General features: G+C 70.4%; 17 protein-coding genes and 1 riboswitch. Of the genes, 3 read left to right on the top strand and 14 right to left on the bottom strand.

Features of this window, described 5'->3' with window-relative positions; all coding sequences use genetic code 11:
• Window positions 1–30: 30 nt before the first annotated feature.
• Window positions 31–867 carry a tryptophan 2,3-dioxygenase gene (gene kynA / locus C3E78_RS03270; RefSeq protein ID WP_108576965.1) on the top strand — a complete coding sequence of 279 codons (837 nt, stop codon included), beginning with the start codon at window positions 31–33 and terminating at the stop codon, window positions 865–867.
• Window positions 868–1,044: 177 nt separating this feature from the next.
• Here kynA and groL read toward each other — a convergent pair whose 3' ends face one another.
• The 13 genes from groL to C3E78_RS03205 form a co-directional block, all read right to left on the bottom strand.
• Complete coding sequence (gene groL, locus C3E78_RS03265; RefSeq protein ID WP_108576964.1) at window positions 1,045–2,676, bottom strand: chaperonin GroEL; 1,632 nt, start codon at window positions 2,674–2,676, stop codon at window positions 1,045–1,047.
• A 193-nt stretch (window positions 2,677–2,869) separates the two neighbouring features.
• Window positions 2,870–3,298, bottom strand: coding sequence for a VOC family protein (locus tag C3E78_RS03260; protein WP_108580724.1), 429 nt, complete (start codon window positions 3,296–3,298; stop codon window positions 2,870–2,872).
• 14 nt (window positions 3,299–3,312) lie between these two features.
• Complete coding sequence (locus tag C3E78_RS03255; protein ID WP_108576963.1) at window positions 3,313–3,876, bottom strand: dihydrofolate reductase family protein; 564 nt, start codon at window positions 3,874–3,876, stop codon at window positions 3,313–3,315.
• 140 nt (window positions 3,877–4,016) lie between these two features.
• Entirely contained in the window at window positions 4,017–5,264 is a 1,248-nt protein-coding gene (locus C3E78_RS03250) for a hypothetical protein (protein WP_235833818.1), read from the bottom strand.
• Complete coding sequence (locus C3E78_RS03245; protein WP_108576962.1) at window positions 5,261–5,713, bottom strand: hypothetical protein; 453 nt, start codon at window positions 5,711–5,713, stop codon at window positions 5,261–5,263. The genes C3E78_RS03250 and C3E78_RS03245 overlap by 4 nt, the downstream gene beginning before the upstream one ends.
• Before the next feature lie 31 nt (window positions 5,714–5,744).
• Window positions 5,745–5,951, bottom strand: coding sequence for a hypothetical protein (locus C3E78_RS03240; protein ID WP_108576961.1), 207 nt, complete (start codon window positions 5,949–5,951; stop codon window positions 5,745–5,747).
• Window positions 5,948–7,774 (bottom strand): hypothetical protein, encoded by a 1,827-nt coding sequence (locus tag C3E78_RS03235; RefSeq protein WP_108576960.1) that lies wholly within the window; start codon window positions 7,772–7,774, stop codon window positions 5,948–5,950. The genes C3E78_RS03240 and C3E78_RS03235 overlap by 4 nt, the downstream gene beginning before the upstream one ends.
• Before the next feature lie 107 nt (window positions 7,775–7,881).
• Window positions 7,882–8,082 carry a cold-shock protein gene (locus tag C3E78_RS03230; RefSeq protein ID WP_108576959.1) on the bottom strand — a complete coding sequence of 67 codons (201 nt, stop codon included), beginning with the start codon at window positions 8,080–8,082 and terminating at the stop codon, window positions 7,882–7,884.
• A gap of 121 nt (window positions 8,083–8,203) precedes the next feature.
• Entirely contained in the window at window positions 8,204–8,482 is a 279-nt protein-coding gene (locus tag C3E78_RS03225; protein WP_108576958.1) for a MoaD/ThiS family protein, read from the bottom strand.
• A gap of 28 nt (window positions 8,483–8,510) precedes the next feature.
• The gene (thrC, locus tag C3E78_RS03220; protein WP_235833819.1) at window positions 8,511–9,794 is read right to left on the bottom strand and encodes a threonine synthase; all 1,284 of its coding nucleotides are present in this window, start codon (window positions 9,792–9,794) and stop codon (window positions 8,511–8,513) included.
• Between the two features lie 10 nt (window positions 9,795–9,804).
• Window positions 9,805–9,919, bottom strand: a riboswitch (SAM riboswitch).
• A 147-nt stretch (window positions 9,920–10,066) separates the two neighbouring features.
• Window positions 10,067–10,864: a trehalose-phosphatase gene (gene otsB / locus C3E78_RS03215; protein WP_108576957.1), complete on the bottom strand. Its 798-nt coding sequence runs from the start codon at window positions 10,862–10,864 to the stop codon at window positions 10,067–10,069.
• Between the two features lie 7 nt (window positions 10,865–10,871).
• Window positions 10,872–11,420 carry a LytR C-terminal domain-containing protein gene (locus C3E78_RS03210; protein WP_108576956.1) on the bottom strand — a complete coding sequence of 183 codons (549 nt, stop codon included), beginning with the start codon at window positions 11,418–11,420 and terminating at the stop codon, window positions 10,872–10,874.
• A gap of 6 nt (window positions 11,421–11,426) precedes the next feature.
• Complete coding sequence (locus C3E78_RS03205; protein ID WP_108576955.1) at window positions 11,427–11,723, bottom strand: DUF3263 domain-containing protein; 297 nt, start codon at window positions 11,721–11,723, stop codon at window positions 11,427–11,429.
• A gap of 77 nt (window positions 11,724–11,800) precedes the next feature.
• Here C3E78_RS03205 and C3E78_RS03200 point away from each other — a divergent pair, with 77 nt between their 5' ends.
• Both C3E78_RS03200 and C3E78_RS03195 read left to right on the top strand, forming a co-directional pair.
• Window positions 11,801–12,766: a Gfo/Idh/MocA family protein gene (locus C3E78_RS03200; protein ID WP_108576954.1), complete on the top strand. Its 966-nt coding sequence runs from the start codon at window positions 11,801–11,803 to the stop codon at window positions 12,764–12,766.
• Between the two features lie 30 nt (window positions 12,767–12,796).
• Complete coding sequence (locus C3E78_RS03195) at window positions 12,797–14,224, top strand: alpha,alpha-trehalose-phosphate synthase (UDP-forming) (RefSeq protein ID WP_108576953.1); 1,428 nt, start codon at window positions 12,797–12,799, stop codon at window positions 14,222–14,224.
• Between the two features lie 6 nt (window positions 14,225–14,230).
• Here the strand turns inward: C3E78_RS03195 and C3E78_RS03190 are convergent, their stop codons facing one another.
• A complete protein-coding gene (locus C3E78_RS03190; protein WP_108576952.1) occupies window positions 14,231–15,868 on the bottom strand; it encodes an ABC-F family ATP-binding cassette domain-containing protein in 1,638 nt (545 codons plus the stop codon).
• Window positions 15,869–15,888 lie beyond the last annotated feature (20 nt).

The raw sequence follows: 15,888 nt of genomic DNA, 5'->3' as shown, positions 1-15,888 counted from the left end.
TCACGAACCGGCAAGGCCTACGGTTCTTGGATGGACCCGACATTCCGACCGATCGAGGACGGGGTCGCCACCGACCTCCGTGGCGAGATGACGTACGCCGGCTACCTGCAGCTGCCGACCCTGCTCTCGGCCCAGCAACCGGTCTCCGACCATCACGACGAGATGCTGTTCATCATTCAGCACCAGGTGACCGAGCTGTGGCTCAAGCAGCTCGTCCACGAGCTGCGGTCGGCGATCGCGCTGCTCACCGAGGACGACCTGTCCCCCGCGCTGAAGCGGCTGGCCCGGGTCAAGGCGATCCAGCGCCAGATGTTCGAGCAGTGGTCGGTGCTGGAGACGCTGACGCCGGTCGAGTACGTCCAGTTCCGGGACTCCCTGGGCAAGGCGTCGGGATTCCAGTCGCCGCAGTACCGCACGGTCGAGTTCCTGCTCGGCAACAAGAACCCGCAGATGATCGCGGTGTTCGCCCACGACCCGGACCTGCTCGCGGGGCTGCAGGCCGACCTGGAGGCGCCGAGCCTGTACGACGCGTTCCTGCGCTACCTGGCCCGCCACGGGCACGAGGTGCCCGCCTCGGTCCTCGAGCGCGATCTCACCCAGCCGTACGCCGCGGACGCGGGAGTGGTCGAGGTGTTCCGCCGGGTCTACGCCGATCCGCAGGCGCACTGGGACGCGTACGAGATGTGCGAGGAGCTCGTCGACGTCGAGGAGAGCTTCCAGCTCTGGCGGTTCCGCCACCTCAAGACGGTCGAGCGGATCATCGGGTTCAAGCGCGGCACGGGCGGCTCGTCCGGCGTCCACTTCCTGCAGAAGGCCCTCGAGCTCACCTTCTTCCCCGAGCTCCGCGACGTCCGCACCCACCTCTGACCCAGGCCGCGACTGGCGCAAGCTGAAGGTTCTGAGACGGCGAGTCGTGCAGATCTGCGCCACTCGGGCCCCGGTCTGCGCCACTCGCTGCCCCCTGGCGAACGACGAGGGCCCCGCAGGACGCTTGCGCGTCCCACGGGGCCCTCGCTGGTGCTGGCAGCTCCTGTCACACCGTGACTAGAAGCCCATGCCTCCCATGTCACCCATGTCCGGGGCGCCACCGCCGGCCGGAGCGGGCTCCGGCTTGTCGGCGACGACGGCCTCGGTGGTGAGGAACAGTGCCGCGATCGATGCTGCGTTCTGCAGCGCCGAGCGGGTGACCTTGGCCGGGTCGATGATGCCCGCGGCGATCAGGTCGACGTACTCGCCGGTCGCGGCGTTGAGGCCGTGTCCGTCGGGCAGGTTGGTGACCTTCTCAGCGACGACTCCACCTTCGAGGCCGGCGTTGATCGCGATCTGCTTGAGCGGGGCCGAAGCGGCGACGCGCACGATGTTCGCACCCGTGGCCTCGTCGCCCGTCAGCTCGAGCTTGGCGAAGACCGCAGCGGCGGCCTGGACGAGAGCGACGCCACCACCGGCGACGATGCCCTCCTCGACGGCTGCCTTCGCGTTGCGGACGGCGTCCTCGATGCGGTGCTTGCGCTCCTTGAGCTCGACCTCGGTGGCCGCGCCGACCTTGATGACGGCGACGCCGCCGGCGAGCTTGGCCAGACGCTCCTGGAGCTTCTCGCGGTCGTAGTCGGAGTCGCTGTTCTCGATCTCGGCCTTGATCTGGTTGACGCGGCCGGCGATCTGGTCGTCCGAGCCACCGCCCTCCACGATCGTGGTCTCGTCCTTGGTCGTGACGACCTTGCGAGCCGTGCCGAGCAGCGTCAGGTCGGCGTTCTCGAGCTTGAGACCGACTTCCTCGCTGATGACCTCGCCACCGGTGAGGATGGCGATGTCGGCCAGCATGGCCTTGCGGCGGTCACCGAAGCCGGGAGCCTTGACGGCGACCGACTTGAAGGTGCCACGCATCTTGTTGACGATCAGCGTCGCGAGGGCCTCGCCCTCGATGTCCTCGGCGATGATGACGAGCGGCTTGCCCGACTGCATGACCTTCTCGAGGACGGGGACCATGTCCTTGACCGACGTGATCTTGGAGTTGACGATCAGGATGTAGGGATCGTCCAGGACGGTCTCCTGACGCTCCGGATCGGTGACGAAGTAGCCCGACAGGTGACCCTTGTCGAAGCGCATGCCCTCGGTCAGCTCCAGGTCGATGCCGAACGTGTTCGACTCCTCGACCGTGATGACGCCTTCCTTGCCGACCTTGTCCATCGCCTCGGCGATGATCTCGCCGACCGTGGTGTCAGCGGCGGAGATGGAGGCGGTGGAGGCGATCTGCTCCTTGGTCTCGACGTCCTTGGCCATGCCGAGCAGCTGGGACGAGATGGCCTCGACAGCGATCTCGATGCCCTTCTTCAGACCCATCGGGTTGGCGCCGGCCGCGACGTTGCGCAGGCCTTCGCGGACGAGGGCCTGGGCGAGCACCGTGGCGGTCGTCGTGCCGTCACCGGCGACGTCGTCAGTCTTCTTGGCGACCTCCTTGACGAGCTCCGCGCCGATCTTCTCGTACGGGTCCTCGAGCTCGATCTCGCGAGCGATGCTGACGCCGTCGTTGGTGATCGTGGGGGCGCCCCACTTCTTCTCCAGGACGACGTTGCGACCCTTGGGGCCGAGGGTCACCTTGACCGCGTCGGCGAGCTGGTTCATACCGCGCTCGAGGCCGCGACGGGCTTCCTCGTTGAAAGCAATCGTTTTTGCCATGTGTACGTTTCTCCGACTTGGTTGTCGACGTGGAAGACCAGACGATGCCCGCGACGGACGGCTGCGGCGTGCGGCGAACCCTTCTCGCCTCGGCCCACAACCTCATCGGTCTGATCCGGGTGCTCGGCAGCTGCGCTGTCTAGCACTCTCACTATACGAGTGCTAATCCACCCAGCGCAATCAGGCGGCCCGATCAGGCCGTCCCGCCGCCCGGCGGCACGAGCAGGCAGAACGGGTGTCCGGCCGGATCGGCCAGCACGTACAGCGGCTCGTCGTGGTCCGAACGATCGTGGCGGAGCACCGCGCCCAGCTGCTCGGCCCGCACGCGATGACGCTCCAGCTCCGCGACGGACGGGACCTCGAAGTCCATGTGCATCTGCATCGGTACCGCCTCGGACGGCCATGTCGCGGAGGTGAGGTCCTTCTTCTCCTGGACGGCCAGCACCCGGCGGCCGCGCTCGTCGAGCAGGACCAGCCAGTCCGCGTCGTCCGAACTCCCGTCGCTCGGCGGCTCGTCGCCCTCGCGGTAGTGCAGTCCGAGGAGCCGGCGGTAGAACTCCGCGAGCTCCCGGCAGTCGCGCGCGTCGATCGCGGTGCTCAGCAGGACGGGGAAGCCGGACATCGTCACCACCGCGTTCAGGCCGGCGACCGGACGTCGTACGTGAGCTCGGCGAACTGTCCGCGCCGGCCCACCGAGGACAGGGTCAGGCGATCGGAACGGAGGTCGCGAGGCAGCAGCGGCGCCCCGTCCCCCAGGGTGACGGGGGCGATGGTCGCGACGATGCGGTCGAGCAGCCCGGCGTCGGCGAACTGTCCGGCCAGGTCGCCGCCGCCCATGACCCAGAGGTCGCGACCGCCCGCGGCGGCCACCATCTCGGCGTGCACCTCGCGCACCGGGGCCCGGGTGAACCGGATGTCGGCGCCCTTGACGACCGGGAGGTCACGGTGCGTGAACACCCACGCGGGACGGTCGCCGTACCAGGCCGTCCACGTCGCAGGACGTTCCATGAGGGACTCGTGCTCGACGACCCACTCGTACGTGGTCGAGCCCATCGCCATCGCACCGATGCCCGCCAGGAAGTCGTCGATGCCCGACTCCTCGTCGTCTGCGCCCGGCACGTCGAACAGCCATTGCAGCGAGTTGTCGGGGGTGGCCAGGAATCCGTCGAGGCTCGTCGCGGTGTTGTAGATCGTCGCCATCCTCGGACGGTACCCCGCGGGTCGGTGGATGCTCCACCTTCCCAGCGCGCCCCCCGTCCCGGGTGGTGGATGCCCCACCGTACGAGCGAGAAATCGAGCTCATACGGTGGCAGATCCACCGCCCCCGGGGGCGGGGCGGGTCAGACCGAGAACAGCAGGTACAGCCCGGTGAACGTGTAGGCGACCATCAGCACGAGCATCGCGAGCTGTCCGCTCAGCCGGTGCGCGCGCGGCAGCAGCACCAGCGCCCGGTCATGGGCCGCGACGACGGCCAGGACGTGCCCGGCCACCACGAACGTGACCTTCAGCGCCGCCAGCGTCGAGGTGTGCTCGGTCAGGAAGTAGGAGACATCCGGGTCCCCCAGCGGTGCCCAGCCACGCCCGAGCGGGTCGAGCAGCGCGAGGAACGCAGCCTGCCCCTTCTCGACCAGGTACGTCAGGTAGTGCGCGAAGACGTAGCCGACCACGATCGGCACCAGCGAGTGCGCGAGCAGGCCGGGCATCGCCCGCCGCTGCTCCCGGGTGACGCCGCCGGTCGCCATCGACGCCGCGACGAACAGCACCCCCACGACGAGGCAGAACGCCAGCAGCGTCGCGGAGTGCTGCAGGCCCGACAACGACCGGCGCTGCCAGAACGACGACGCGGAGAAGCTGTCGTACGCCGTCGAGCCGAGCAGCACCGCGAGCACCGGGACCAGGCCGGGCGCCACGGGCACGGTCGTCAGCCCCCGCAGCGGGTTGCGCGAGCGCCGCCCGCCCCGGACGACGGGCGACATGCGCGCCACGATCGCGCTGTAGACGTCGAAGGGGTCCGCCCGGTCGAACCACCTGGGCCCGAACGCCACACCGCCCACCAGCATCGCGATGACGTAGACGGCCACCCACGTGCGGACCGCCGAGACGTCCCCCGGGTCGGGTGACGCCAGCTCCAGCCAGACGAACGCGAACAGGCCGACCGCCGCCGGCCAGTAGCCGAGACGCTCGGGGTACGTCCAGATCCCGCGTCCGGTCAGCGTCCGCCACGGTGAGAGGTCACGCCACACGTGCCCCGCGACCAGGGCCAGCGGGACGAGTCCGACCCACACGAAGATGTAGAACGTCTGGAGGCCGCCGTTCGACGGGTCCGAGGGCCCGGCGTAGAGCGCGACCAGCACCCAGGCCGTGACCAGGAGCCCGACCGCCGCGAGCCAGGGACGGCGCGGCGGCTCCGGATCGGCTCTCTCGTCCTGGAACCGTGGTTCCTTCCAGGCCAGCGCGAGCACCGCGAACGAGATCGTCAGCGCCCAGGACGCGCCGACCATCGCGTAGATGAACGGGATGGGCAGGTCGGTCGAGCCGCCGATCCCGTGCGCCGCGAGGCCTGCACCCGGCGCCGAGGGCAGGATCACGGACGGACGACGAGCTGCACGATCGTGGCGCCCAGGTGGTGCGCCTCGACCGCGACCTGGCCGGGCGTGCCGACCGAGAACGTCTCGGAGATCGTGCCGCCGGCGGGCACCTCGTACGTGTGCTCGGGGTCGGAGTGGACGTGGATCTCCTCCGCGGCGTCCGACCGGACGTTCAGGGTGATCTGCTCGCCGACGCGGACCTCGACCCGCTCGCCCTGGGGGATGACCTTGCCGGCCTTGATGACGATGCCGACGACGCTGCCCCGCTCGGCCTCGCCGAGCTCCTGCGCCTTCTCGGCCTCCTCGCCCTGCTCCTTGGTCTGCTCGCGCTGGCCCTCGCCGGTGAGCGGCCTCGAGCTGTCGCGGTCCGGTGCGGGTCCGTCAGAGTCCGATCCGCCGCATCCTGCGAGGAGCAGGACGGCGGCGAGCAGGGCTGCGGCGATCTTCATGCGTGGCGCTCTCTTCGTGGTCGTGTCGAGGTCAGGGACGGTCGGCGTCGTTCTCGGTCTCGTCGAGGGCGCGCTCGATGAGCTCGCGCTCCTCGCGCTCCTCGCGTCGGTCCTTGCGGGCGATGTAGAGGACCACCCCGACCACCACGGCGGCCGGCACGATCGCCGGGATGGCGAGCAGCGCGACGTGGTGGGCCAGGAGCGCGTCACCGAGGGGCTGGGAGCCGGCGGGGATCATGGGGCCAGCGTAGGCGCTCGCTCGGACCCCGCCTGCGCCTCGTGCTCCTCGATCCGGCGGGCGACCCGCGAGACCGAGACACAGATGCCGATGATGATGCCGAGGCTGCAGAGCAGCACGACCATGTTGGCCGCGGCCCACAGCAGCGCCGAGCTGTCGTCCTTGCGCTCGCGCTGCAGGATGTCGATCTCCGGGACGAACTCGCGCGTGAACGACGCGGACGCCGGGACCTCCTCGACCTTGAGGGGAGCGTCGGCTGGCAGGAAGATCGGGACGGCCGCGAGCGTGCGCCCGTCCTGCACGCGCAGCAGCGTCTTCCAGTTGCCGCCGACCGGCACGGGCCGGGTCGACTCGTAGGTGCCGTCACCGGTGCGGCGCAGCCGGTCGGTCACGACCCCTTCGCCGCCGCCCTGCCAGGCCGTGATCTGCACCCAGGTCGGGTCGTCGTCGGCGACGCCGTCCGACAGCGTGACCTGCGCGGTGACCTCGGGCTCCTCGGGGGTGCCCACCTGGGTGAGCGCGAACGTGGCGGACTCGTTCTTGGGGACCGTCGCGTACAGGCCGTTGGCCACCGCGGCGGACAGCACCAGCACGGACGCGGTGACGATGACCCGTCCGACGTTCCTGCGCGGCAGCTCGCCCTTGAGGCCCATCGCGAACAGCGCGCCGCACAGGCCGGCCCCGATGGCCACCGGGACGGCCATGAGCAGGCCCTCGACCCACATGTCCTTGGCCCACGGGAACTGGAAGACCTGGTCGTTCCACAGCTTCTCGATGACCAGGCCCACGGTGCCGATCAGCAGGCCGCCGACGGCGCCGAACCACAAGGGCTTGTCCTTGAGCCGGGACAGGGCGAGCAGCTCGATCAGCACCGCACTGCCCAGGTAGAGCGGGAAGACGTGGTGCGCCTCGCCCATGACGTCGGTGACGATGAACGAGATGATGCCGCGCATCAGCAGGAAGAAGATCGCGGCACCGATCGCTGCACCCGGCCCCACGTAGAGGCGCGCGGCGACCAGCGCGACGCCGGCCGCGACGACGATCATCAGCGGCGCGAAGACCATGCGGAACTGTGCGATGCCGAAGTCGAACTCGGCCTGGAACACGGACAGCCCGATGAGCAGCGCGCCGAACGCGATCGAGTTCATCGTGGTCTTGATCCACGTCGGCACCGCCCTGCCCCGGGCCCGCATGTGGATCTCGGCCTCCCGGTTCAGCAGGATGATGCCGGCGGTGGACAGGCCGGCGCCGCCGATCAGCATGAGGTGCGTCGGACCCCACAGGGTCACGTCCTGGCCGAACATGCGGTGCCAGACGTCGTCGAGCGGGAAGCCGATCAACGCGTACAGGCCGCAGGCGGCGATGAAGATGCCGCTCACCGGGGCGTACCAGTGGCGCGTGATGCGAACGGCGGCGATGCCCGGCTTCTCGCCGTCGCGGGGGTACACGATCGCGGACATGCCGGCGACGAAGAGGGCGAAGAGCCCGTAGAGGATCAGGTAGTGCGCGGGATTGGCCAGCGGTCCTGCGTCCCGGCCGCGCCCCGCGTGCAGGCTGACGTCCCACATGAAGCCGAGCAGCGCGACGATGAGTGAGCTCGCGACGAACATCGTCGGGATCGTGGACCAGCCGGGCTCACCGTGCTGGGCGCCGAGGCGCTTGCCGAGGTTCTCGAACCAGTCGATGCGGTGGGTCCGGTGGGCCCACGCGACGACGAGGAGGACGCACGTGACGAGGGTGGCAGCGATCGAGAGGCCGATGACCTGGCCGAGCTCGGCGCCACCGACGGGTGCGGTGACGGGTTCAGCGGCGGAAATGAGCATACCGCGAGTATGTCAGCGGTGATGTGACATGGCAAGTGTCGTATTGGGGCACGTGCTCCGGGCACATGAAAAGACCCGGTCCCCCGGACCGGGCCTCCCGTGCTGCCTCAGTGGCTGATGACCTCGTGGGCCTCGCGACCCTTGGGCCCGTCGACCACCTCGAACTCGACCTTCTGGCCGTCCTCGAGGGTCTTGTAGCCGTCGGACGCGATCTTGGACCAGTGGACGAAGACGTCGTCCTGACCCTCCACCTCGATGAACCCGTAGCCTTTGTCAGCGTTGAACCACTTGACGGTGCCATGCACCATGCCGCCACTCCCACCTGTCACAGATGCGGGCCCACCTGCCGAGGACCCGATGTCAAGAGCCTACCCGCCTCGACGGCCCGTGGTCACGGCCGGTCTGCGGCGGACCGGGCCCCTCCGGCGCTCAGCAACCGCCGGCGACCGCCGGGATGATCGAGACCTGCGAGCCGTCCGGCGTGGGGGTGTCCAGGCCCTGGGAGAACCGCACGTCCTCCTCGGCGACGTAGATGTTGACGAAGCGGCGCAGCTTGCCCTCGTCGTCGACCACGCGGCCCTTGATGCCGGGGAAGCTGGACTCCAGCGACTCGATGACGTCGGTCAGGGTCGAGCCCTCGGCGGTGACCTGGGACTGGTCCTGCGTGTAGGTGCGCAGGATCGTGGGGATACGGACCGCTACTGACATGTGCTTGGCTCCTCGGCTTGTGGTCAGGTCAGACGATGTCGGCGTCGACAAAGGCTTGGTACGTGGGCGCGATGGTGGCGGCGGGACCGACGAGGCTCGTGACGGCGTCGAGCGTCTTGAGCCCGTGACCGGTGTTGATGACGACCGTCTCGAGCTCGGGGTCGAGCACGCCGGTCTCGACGAGCTTCTTCAGGACGCCGACGGTCGTGCCGCCGGCCGTCTCGGTGAAGATGCCCTCGGTGCGGGCAAGCAGGACGATCGCGTCACGCACCTCGTCGTCGGAGATGTCCGCGACGGCGCCTCCGGTCTCCCGGCAGATGTCGAGCACGTAGATGCCGTCCGCGGGGTTGCCGATCGCGAGCGACTTGGCGATCGTGTCGGGGCGCACGGGCTTGATCGCGTCCCAGCCCTGGCGGAACGCCTCGGACACCGGCGAGCAGCCGGTCGCCTGGGCGCCGTAGATCTTCACCGGCTTGTCCTCGACCAGGCCGAGCGCGACCAGCTCACGGAACGCCTTGTGGACCTTGGTCAGCTGCGAGCCGGAGGCGACCGGGATGACGATCTGGTCCGGGAGTCGCCAGCCGAGCTGCTCGGCGATCTCGTAGCCGAGCGTCTTGGACCCCTCGGCGTAGAACGGGCGGACGTTGACGTTGACGAACGCCCAGCCGTCCTGCTCCCCCGCGATCTCGCTGGCGAGCTTGTTGACGTCGTCGTAGTTGCCGTCGACCGCGATGAGGTTCTCGGTGTAGACCGCCGAGTTGACCTGCTTGGGCGTCTCGAGGTTGCTGGGGATGAAGACCACGGTCTTGATGCCGGCGCGAGCGCCCGCCGCGGCGACGGCGTTGGCGAGGTTGCCCGTGGACGGACACGCGAACACGCGGCTGCCGAGCTCGCGGGCGGCGCTCAGCGCGCACGCGACGACGCGGTCCTTGAACGAGTTGGTGGGGTTCGTGCTGTCGTCCTTGACCCACAGCTTCGTCAGACCGAGCTCGGCCGCGAGGTTGTCCGCCCGCAGGAGCCGGGTGAAGCCGGGCTCGAGGTTGGGGCTCGTCTCGATGTCGTCCGGGACGGGCAGCAGCGCCTTGTATCGCCAGATGTTGCTGGGGCCGGCCTCGATCTGCTCGCGGGTGACGGCCGGGAAGTCGTACGAGATCTCCAGCGGGCCGAAGCAGTCGCTGCACACGTAGTGCGGGCCGAGCTCCTGGGTCGCACCGCACTCGCGACAGCTGAGTCCGGTCGCGTGGCCGAAGGCCCCGTCGCGGATGCTGTGAGCAGCGGGCGTCTGGGTCGAGTCCTGGGCGGTGATGGTCACGCGAACCTCCTGGTCATCTTTCCCGGATCGACTGTCGTCCGGGACGGAATGAGCACCTGGTCGCGTGCTGCGACTGGTTGCTGGGGTGTCGTCGGGCCGTATCCCTCTACCCCTCTGGATGAGTGGCTCCAGCCTAGGCGGCCGTCTCACGATGTGTCCACCCGGTCCACATCGTGGACGCCATCCGTTCGCCAGGCGGGCACGCGGGCATGACGTCATCCCCGGCGAGGCGCCGGAGCCACGCGCGGGATGACGTCAGACGACGGGAGGGGTCAGACGCCGAGGTCGTCCGCGAGCTCCTCGAGCCAGCCGGCGACGGCGTCCGGGCCCTCGAGGACGAGGTCGGCCCGCGCCACGAGGGCGTCCTGCTCGGCCGACGCGGAGCAGATCAGCAGGCCGTCGACGCCCTGGTCGCGCAGGGCGTCGACCGCGTCGTACGCCGGCAGGTCGCCGAGGTCGTCCCCGGCGAACACCACGTGCCGGGCGCCCAGGTCGCGGATCAGGGTGCGCACCGCGTCGCCCTTGTCGTGGCCGGGCGCACGCAGCTCGATCACCTGACGTCCCGGCTCGACCACCAGGCCGAGCTCGCGGGCGAGGTCCGCGAGCGGCGCGGCGAGGGAGTCGAGCAGGCCCTCCCCGATGCCGCGGGTGTGGATCGCGATCGCGAGGCCCTTGTCCTCCAGCCGCGCGTCACCGGCGCCGCGCTCGGCGAGCCAGGACGGCAGCACCTCGGCGAGCCGGCCGATCGCCGCAGGCCGCTCGGGCCGGGTCGTCTCGCCGTCCGCCGCGTCCCACCGCTCGGCGCCGTACTGGCCGTGGATCACGAGACGCTCCAGACCGGGACGTCCCACGAACCCGCCCAGCTCCAGCGCCTGCGGCACCGGACGGCCGGTCACGATCGCGACCTGCCCGAGGACCGTCCCGAGCCGGGCGAGGGCGTCCACCGAGCGTGGATGCGCGTACGCGCGCGTGGGGTCGTCGACGATGTGGGCGAGCGTGCCGTCGAAGTCGAGGGCCAGCAGGGTGTGGCTGGGATCGGCGACGACGGCGGCGCGGGTGGACGAGGTCATACCCCGATCATTGCGGGCCCGACAAGATGATCGTCAGCCGGTCCGTCCGCATGGGTGCCACGCTGGGCAGGATGCGCCCGATCCCGACGTCCCGGCCGAGCAGCTCGGCCTGCTCCTGGAGCCCCGGCGGGTAGTAGACGGTGTTGGCGGGGATCGACCCCGTCCAGTTGCCGATGCCACCGACCGGCCAGCCGGCCTCGGCCACCTTCGCCGAGAACGCGCGGGCGGCGCCGACGACGCCGGAGTTGTTGAGCACCGTCACGAGCGAGTCGCGCCGGACCGCCGGGCTGGTGGTCTCCGCGGGGCTCGGGGTGGTCCTGGTCGGCCGGGGCGTCGTGCTCTTCTTCGTGGGCCTGGGGGTCGACTTCGTGGGGTCCGGCGACATCGAGATCGACGGGGTCGTCGCCGCCGGCGAGCCGGACGGGTCGGAGTCACCGACGAGCAGCAGGCCGAGCCAGCCTGCGCCACCGATGCAGAGCATGACGGTCAGGACGATGGACCATCCCGTCGGCACGTACGCCTGGCGGGTGGGGACGTTCTTGCGGTGCGCCACCATGGCGCCTCAGAGATCGATGCCGAGGCGCCTGGCCGAGCGGCTGCGCTGGCGCTGAGCGCGGAGGCGACGCAGGCGCTTGACCAGCAACGGGTCGAACGCCAGGGCGTCCTCACGGTCGATCAGCGCGTTGAGGACCTGGTAGTAGCGGGTCGCGGACATGTCGAACTTGTCGCGGATCGCCTGCTCCTTGGCACCTGCGTACTGCCACCAGAGTCGCTCGAGTGCCAGGATCTCCCGGTCGCGGTCCGACAACGACGGGGTGGCCGACGTGCCGGCGGCGTTCGACTTCTCCACGGCGCTCATGCCTGCCATGTTAGGCCATGAATAACACGCATGTCATTCGTTTGGCAGGAAGCGCCCGATGTGACCAGACTCCACCCATGACCACTCGATGGGGAATCCTGGCCACCGGCGCGATCGCCACCAGCTTCGCGACCGATCTCGCACTCGTGCCCGACAACGAGCTCGTCGCCGTCGGCTCCCGCCGGCCCGACGCGGCCACGGAGTTCGCCGACCGGTTCGGCGCGACCCGCGCCCACGGCTCGTACGAGGAGCTGGCCGCCGACCCCGACGTGGACGTCGTCTACGTCGCGACCCCCCACTCCCGGCACCTCGAGGACGTCCGGATGTGCTTCGAGGCCGGCAAGGCGGTGCTCTGCGAGAAGGCCCTGACGCTCAACGCCCGCGACTCCGCGGACCTCGTGGCCGAGGCGCGCGACCGCGGGCTGTTCTTCGCCGAGGCCATGTGGATGCGCACCAACCCGATCATCCGTCGCCTCACCGGGCTGGTCGCCGACGGCGCGGTGGGCACGGTGTCGCAGGTGCGCGCCGAGCTCGGGTTCGCCGCCCCCACCGACAACCCAAGGCTGTGGGACCCGGCCCTCGGCGCCAGCGCGCTGCTCGACGTCGGCATCTACCCGTTGACGTTCGCCCACCTGCTGCTCGGCGAGCCCGTCGACATCGCCGCCGGTGGTGTGCTGTCCGACCAGGGCATCGACGTCAACGGCGGGGCCGTCCTGACGTACGCCTCGGGCGCCGTCGCGACGATCGCCTGGACCCAGCTCGCGTGGGGCGACAACCGGGCGAGCGTCGCGGGCGACGCCGGACGCATCGAGCTGCCGGGGCGGTTCCACCACCCGTCGGAGCTCACGGTCGTGCACGACGACCAGCCGGTCACGGTCTCCGAGGCCGTCACCGGACGCGGGTACGCCCACGAGATCGAGGAGGTCGCAGCCTGCCTGCGCGACGGGAGGACCGAGTCCACGCTGCTCCCGCTCGACGAGACCGTGTCGATCCAGCGGCAGATGGACGACATCCTGTCCCAGCTCGGTGTCGCCGAGCGGTGAGATCCGCCGTTCCCCGCTAAGGTGATCCCCATGACCGACGGCACCGCAGACTTCGTGGTGATCGCCAACCGCCTCCCCGTCGACCGGGTCTCCGCGCCCGACGGGTCGACCATGTGGCGCACCTCCCCCGGCGGGCTCGTCACCGCCCTCGAGCCGGTGATGAAGCGCAACGGCGGCGCGTGGATCGGCTGGCACGGCGCCGCGGACGAGAAGGTCAAGCCCTTCGAGCACAACGGCATGCACCTCGAGCCCGTGCCCCTGTCCGAGGCCGAGGTCGCCGAGTACTACGAGGGCTTCTCCAACGCGACCCTGTGGCCGCTGTACCACGACGTCGTCGCTCCCCCGGAGTTCCACCGCGAGTGGTGGGAGTCGTACGTCCGGGTCAACCGCCGCTTCGCCGAGCGCGCCGCGAAGGTCGCCAAGGAGCACGCGGTCGTCTGGGTCCAGGACTACCAGCTGCAGCTCGTCCCGGCGATGCTGCGCGAGCTGCGTCCCGACCTGCGGATCGGCTTCTTCCTGCACATCCCGTTCCCTCCCACCGAGCTCTTCCAGCAGCTGCCGTGGCGCCGGGAGATCCTCGAGGGGCTGCTGGGCGCGGACCTGGTCGGCTTCCAGATGCCCGGGGCGGCGCAGAACTTCGTCCGCCTCGTGCGTCAGCGCGTCGGGCACAAGACCCACCGCGACATGATCTACCTGCCGGACGGCCGCACCGTGCTCGCCAAGGCGTACCCGATCTCGATCGACGCCGCGGGCTTCGAGGAGCTCGCCCGCACCCCCGAGGTCATCGCCCGGGCGGCGGAGATCCGCGAGAGCCTCGGCAACCCCCGCACGATCCTGCTCGGCATCGACCGGCTCGACTACACCAAGGGCCTGCGCCAGCGGCTCCGCGCGTTCGGCGAGCTCATCTCCGAGGGGTCGCTGCACGTCGACGACGCGGTCTTCGTGCAGGTCGCGACCCCGTCGCGCGAGCGCGTGCAGCAGTACAAGCTGCTCCGCGACGACATCAACCGCCTCGTCGGGCGCATCAACGGCGACGTGGCGCGCATCGGCCAGCAGCCGGTCACCTACCTCCACGCCTCCTATCCCCGCGCCGAGATGGCCGCGCTCTACCGCGCGGCCGACGTGATGGTCGTGACACCGCTGCGCGACGGCATGAACCTCGTCGCCAAGGAGTACGTCGCGTGCCGCTACGACGAACGCGGCGCCCTGGTGCTCAGCGAGTTCGCGGGCGCCGCCTCCGAGCTCAAGCAGGCGTACCAGGTCAACCCGCACGACATCAACGGCATGAAGAGCATGATGCTGGCCGCGATCAACGCGAGCCCTCGCGAGAACGCCCGCCGCATGAAGGCGATGCGCAAGCAGGTCATGGAGAACGACATCGAGCTGTGGGCGAGCAACTTCCTCGAGGAGCTCACCTCCACCCGGGACCCGCACGAGAAGAACCCCCGCCCGGTCTGACCCGCGTCAGGTCAGCTCGACCTGGCCGCGCTCGACGTGCCAGCGCTGGTCGAGGCTGACGTTGTCGAGCAGCCGCCGGTCGTGGGAGACGAGCAGCAGGGCGCCGTCGTACGCCGCCAGGGCCTGCTCGAGCTGCTCGATCGCGGGCAGGTCGAGGTGGTTGGTGGGCTCGTCGAGGACCAGGACGTTGACGGCCCGACCCTGCAGCAGCGCCATCGCGGCGCGGGTGCGCTCCCCCGGGGACAGCCGCGCGACGGGACTGCCGACCTGATCGGCCTTGAGGCCGAACTTGGCCAGGAGGGTCCGCGCCTCCGCGGGTGACAGGTCCGGGACCGCCGCCTCGAACGCGTCGCCCAGCGTCTGGTCGTCGGGCAGCACGGAGCGCGCCTGGTCGATCTCGCCGACCGAGAGCGACACGCCCTGCGAGGCGCGTCCGTCATCGGGCGCCACGTGGCCCAGCAGGAGCTCGAGCAGCGTGGTCTTGCCGGCACCGTTCGGGCCGGTGATGCCGATCCGGTCGCCGGCAGCGACCTGCACCGACACCGGCCCCAGCTGGAAGTCCCCGCGCCGGACGACGGCGGCGTCGAGGGTGGCCACCACCGCGCTCGATCGCGGCGCCGCAGCGATGTCGAAGCGCAGCTCCCACTCCTTGCGCGGCTCCTCGACCTCGTCGAGGCGGGCGATCCGCGACTCCATCTGGCGCACCTTCTGCGCCTGCTTCTCCGACGACTCGCTCTGCGCACGGCGGCGGATCTTGTCGTTGTCGGGGCTCTTCTTCATCGCGTTGCGGACGCCCTGGGAGCTCCACTCGCGCTGGGTGCGCGCCCGCGAGACCAGATCGGCCTTCGTGCCCGCGAACTGCTCGTACGCCTCGCGGGCGTGGCGCCGCGCGACCGCACGCTCGGCGAGGAAGGAGTCGTAGCCCCCGTCGTGCACGTGCACCTGCTGCTGGGCGAGGTCGAGCTCGACGACGCGTGTCACGCACCGCGCGAGGAACTCTCGGTCGTGGGAGACCACGACGATGCCCGCCCGCATCCCCGTCACCAGCCGCTCGAGCCGCTCGAGCCCGTCCAGGTCGAGGTCGTTGGTGGGCTCGTCCAGCAGGACGACGTCGAACCGGCTGAGCAGCAGCGCGGCCAGGCCCACGCGGGCGGCCTGGCCACCCGACAGCGAGGTCATCAGGGTGTCGCCCGCCACGTCGAGGCGCAGGTCGCCGAGGACGGCCGGCACCCGGTCCTCCAGGTCCGGTGCGCCGGACGCCATCCAGCGGTCGAGCGCCGCCGCGTACGCGTCATCGGCCCCTGCGTCGCCGGAGCCCAGGGCCGCGGCGGTCGCCTCCATCGCCTCGGCCGCACCCGCAGCGCCCGTGCGACGGGCGAGGTACTGGGCGATCGTCTCGCCGTCGCGCCGCTCGTGCTCCTGGGGGAGCCAGCCGACGAAGGCGTCCGACGGGGCTGCGGAGACCGTTCCGGACAGGGGCGCGGTCTCGCCGGCGAGGATCCGCAGCAGGGTCGACTTGCCGGCGCCGTTGGCTCCCACGAGCCCCACGACGTCACCGGGGGCGATCGTCAGGTCGAGCCCCTCGAAGAGGGTCCGGTGGGCGTGTCCCCCGGACAGGGCCTTCGCGACCAGGGTGGCACTCATCCTGCGATCGTCCCACAGGC

This window comes from Aeromicrobium chenweiae (assembly GCF_003065605.1).
GTDB classification, from domain to species: domain Bacteria; phylum Actinomycetota; class Actinomycetes; order Propionibacteriales; family Nocardioidaceae; genus Aeromicrobium; species Aeromicrobium chenweiae.
Note: the sequence above shows the minus strand (reverse complement) of the source record. Positions and strands in the feature narration are given on the sequence as shown.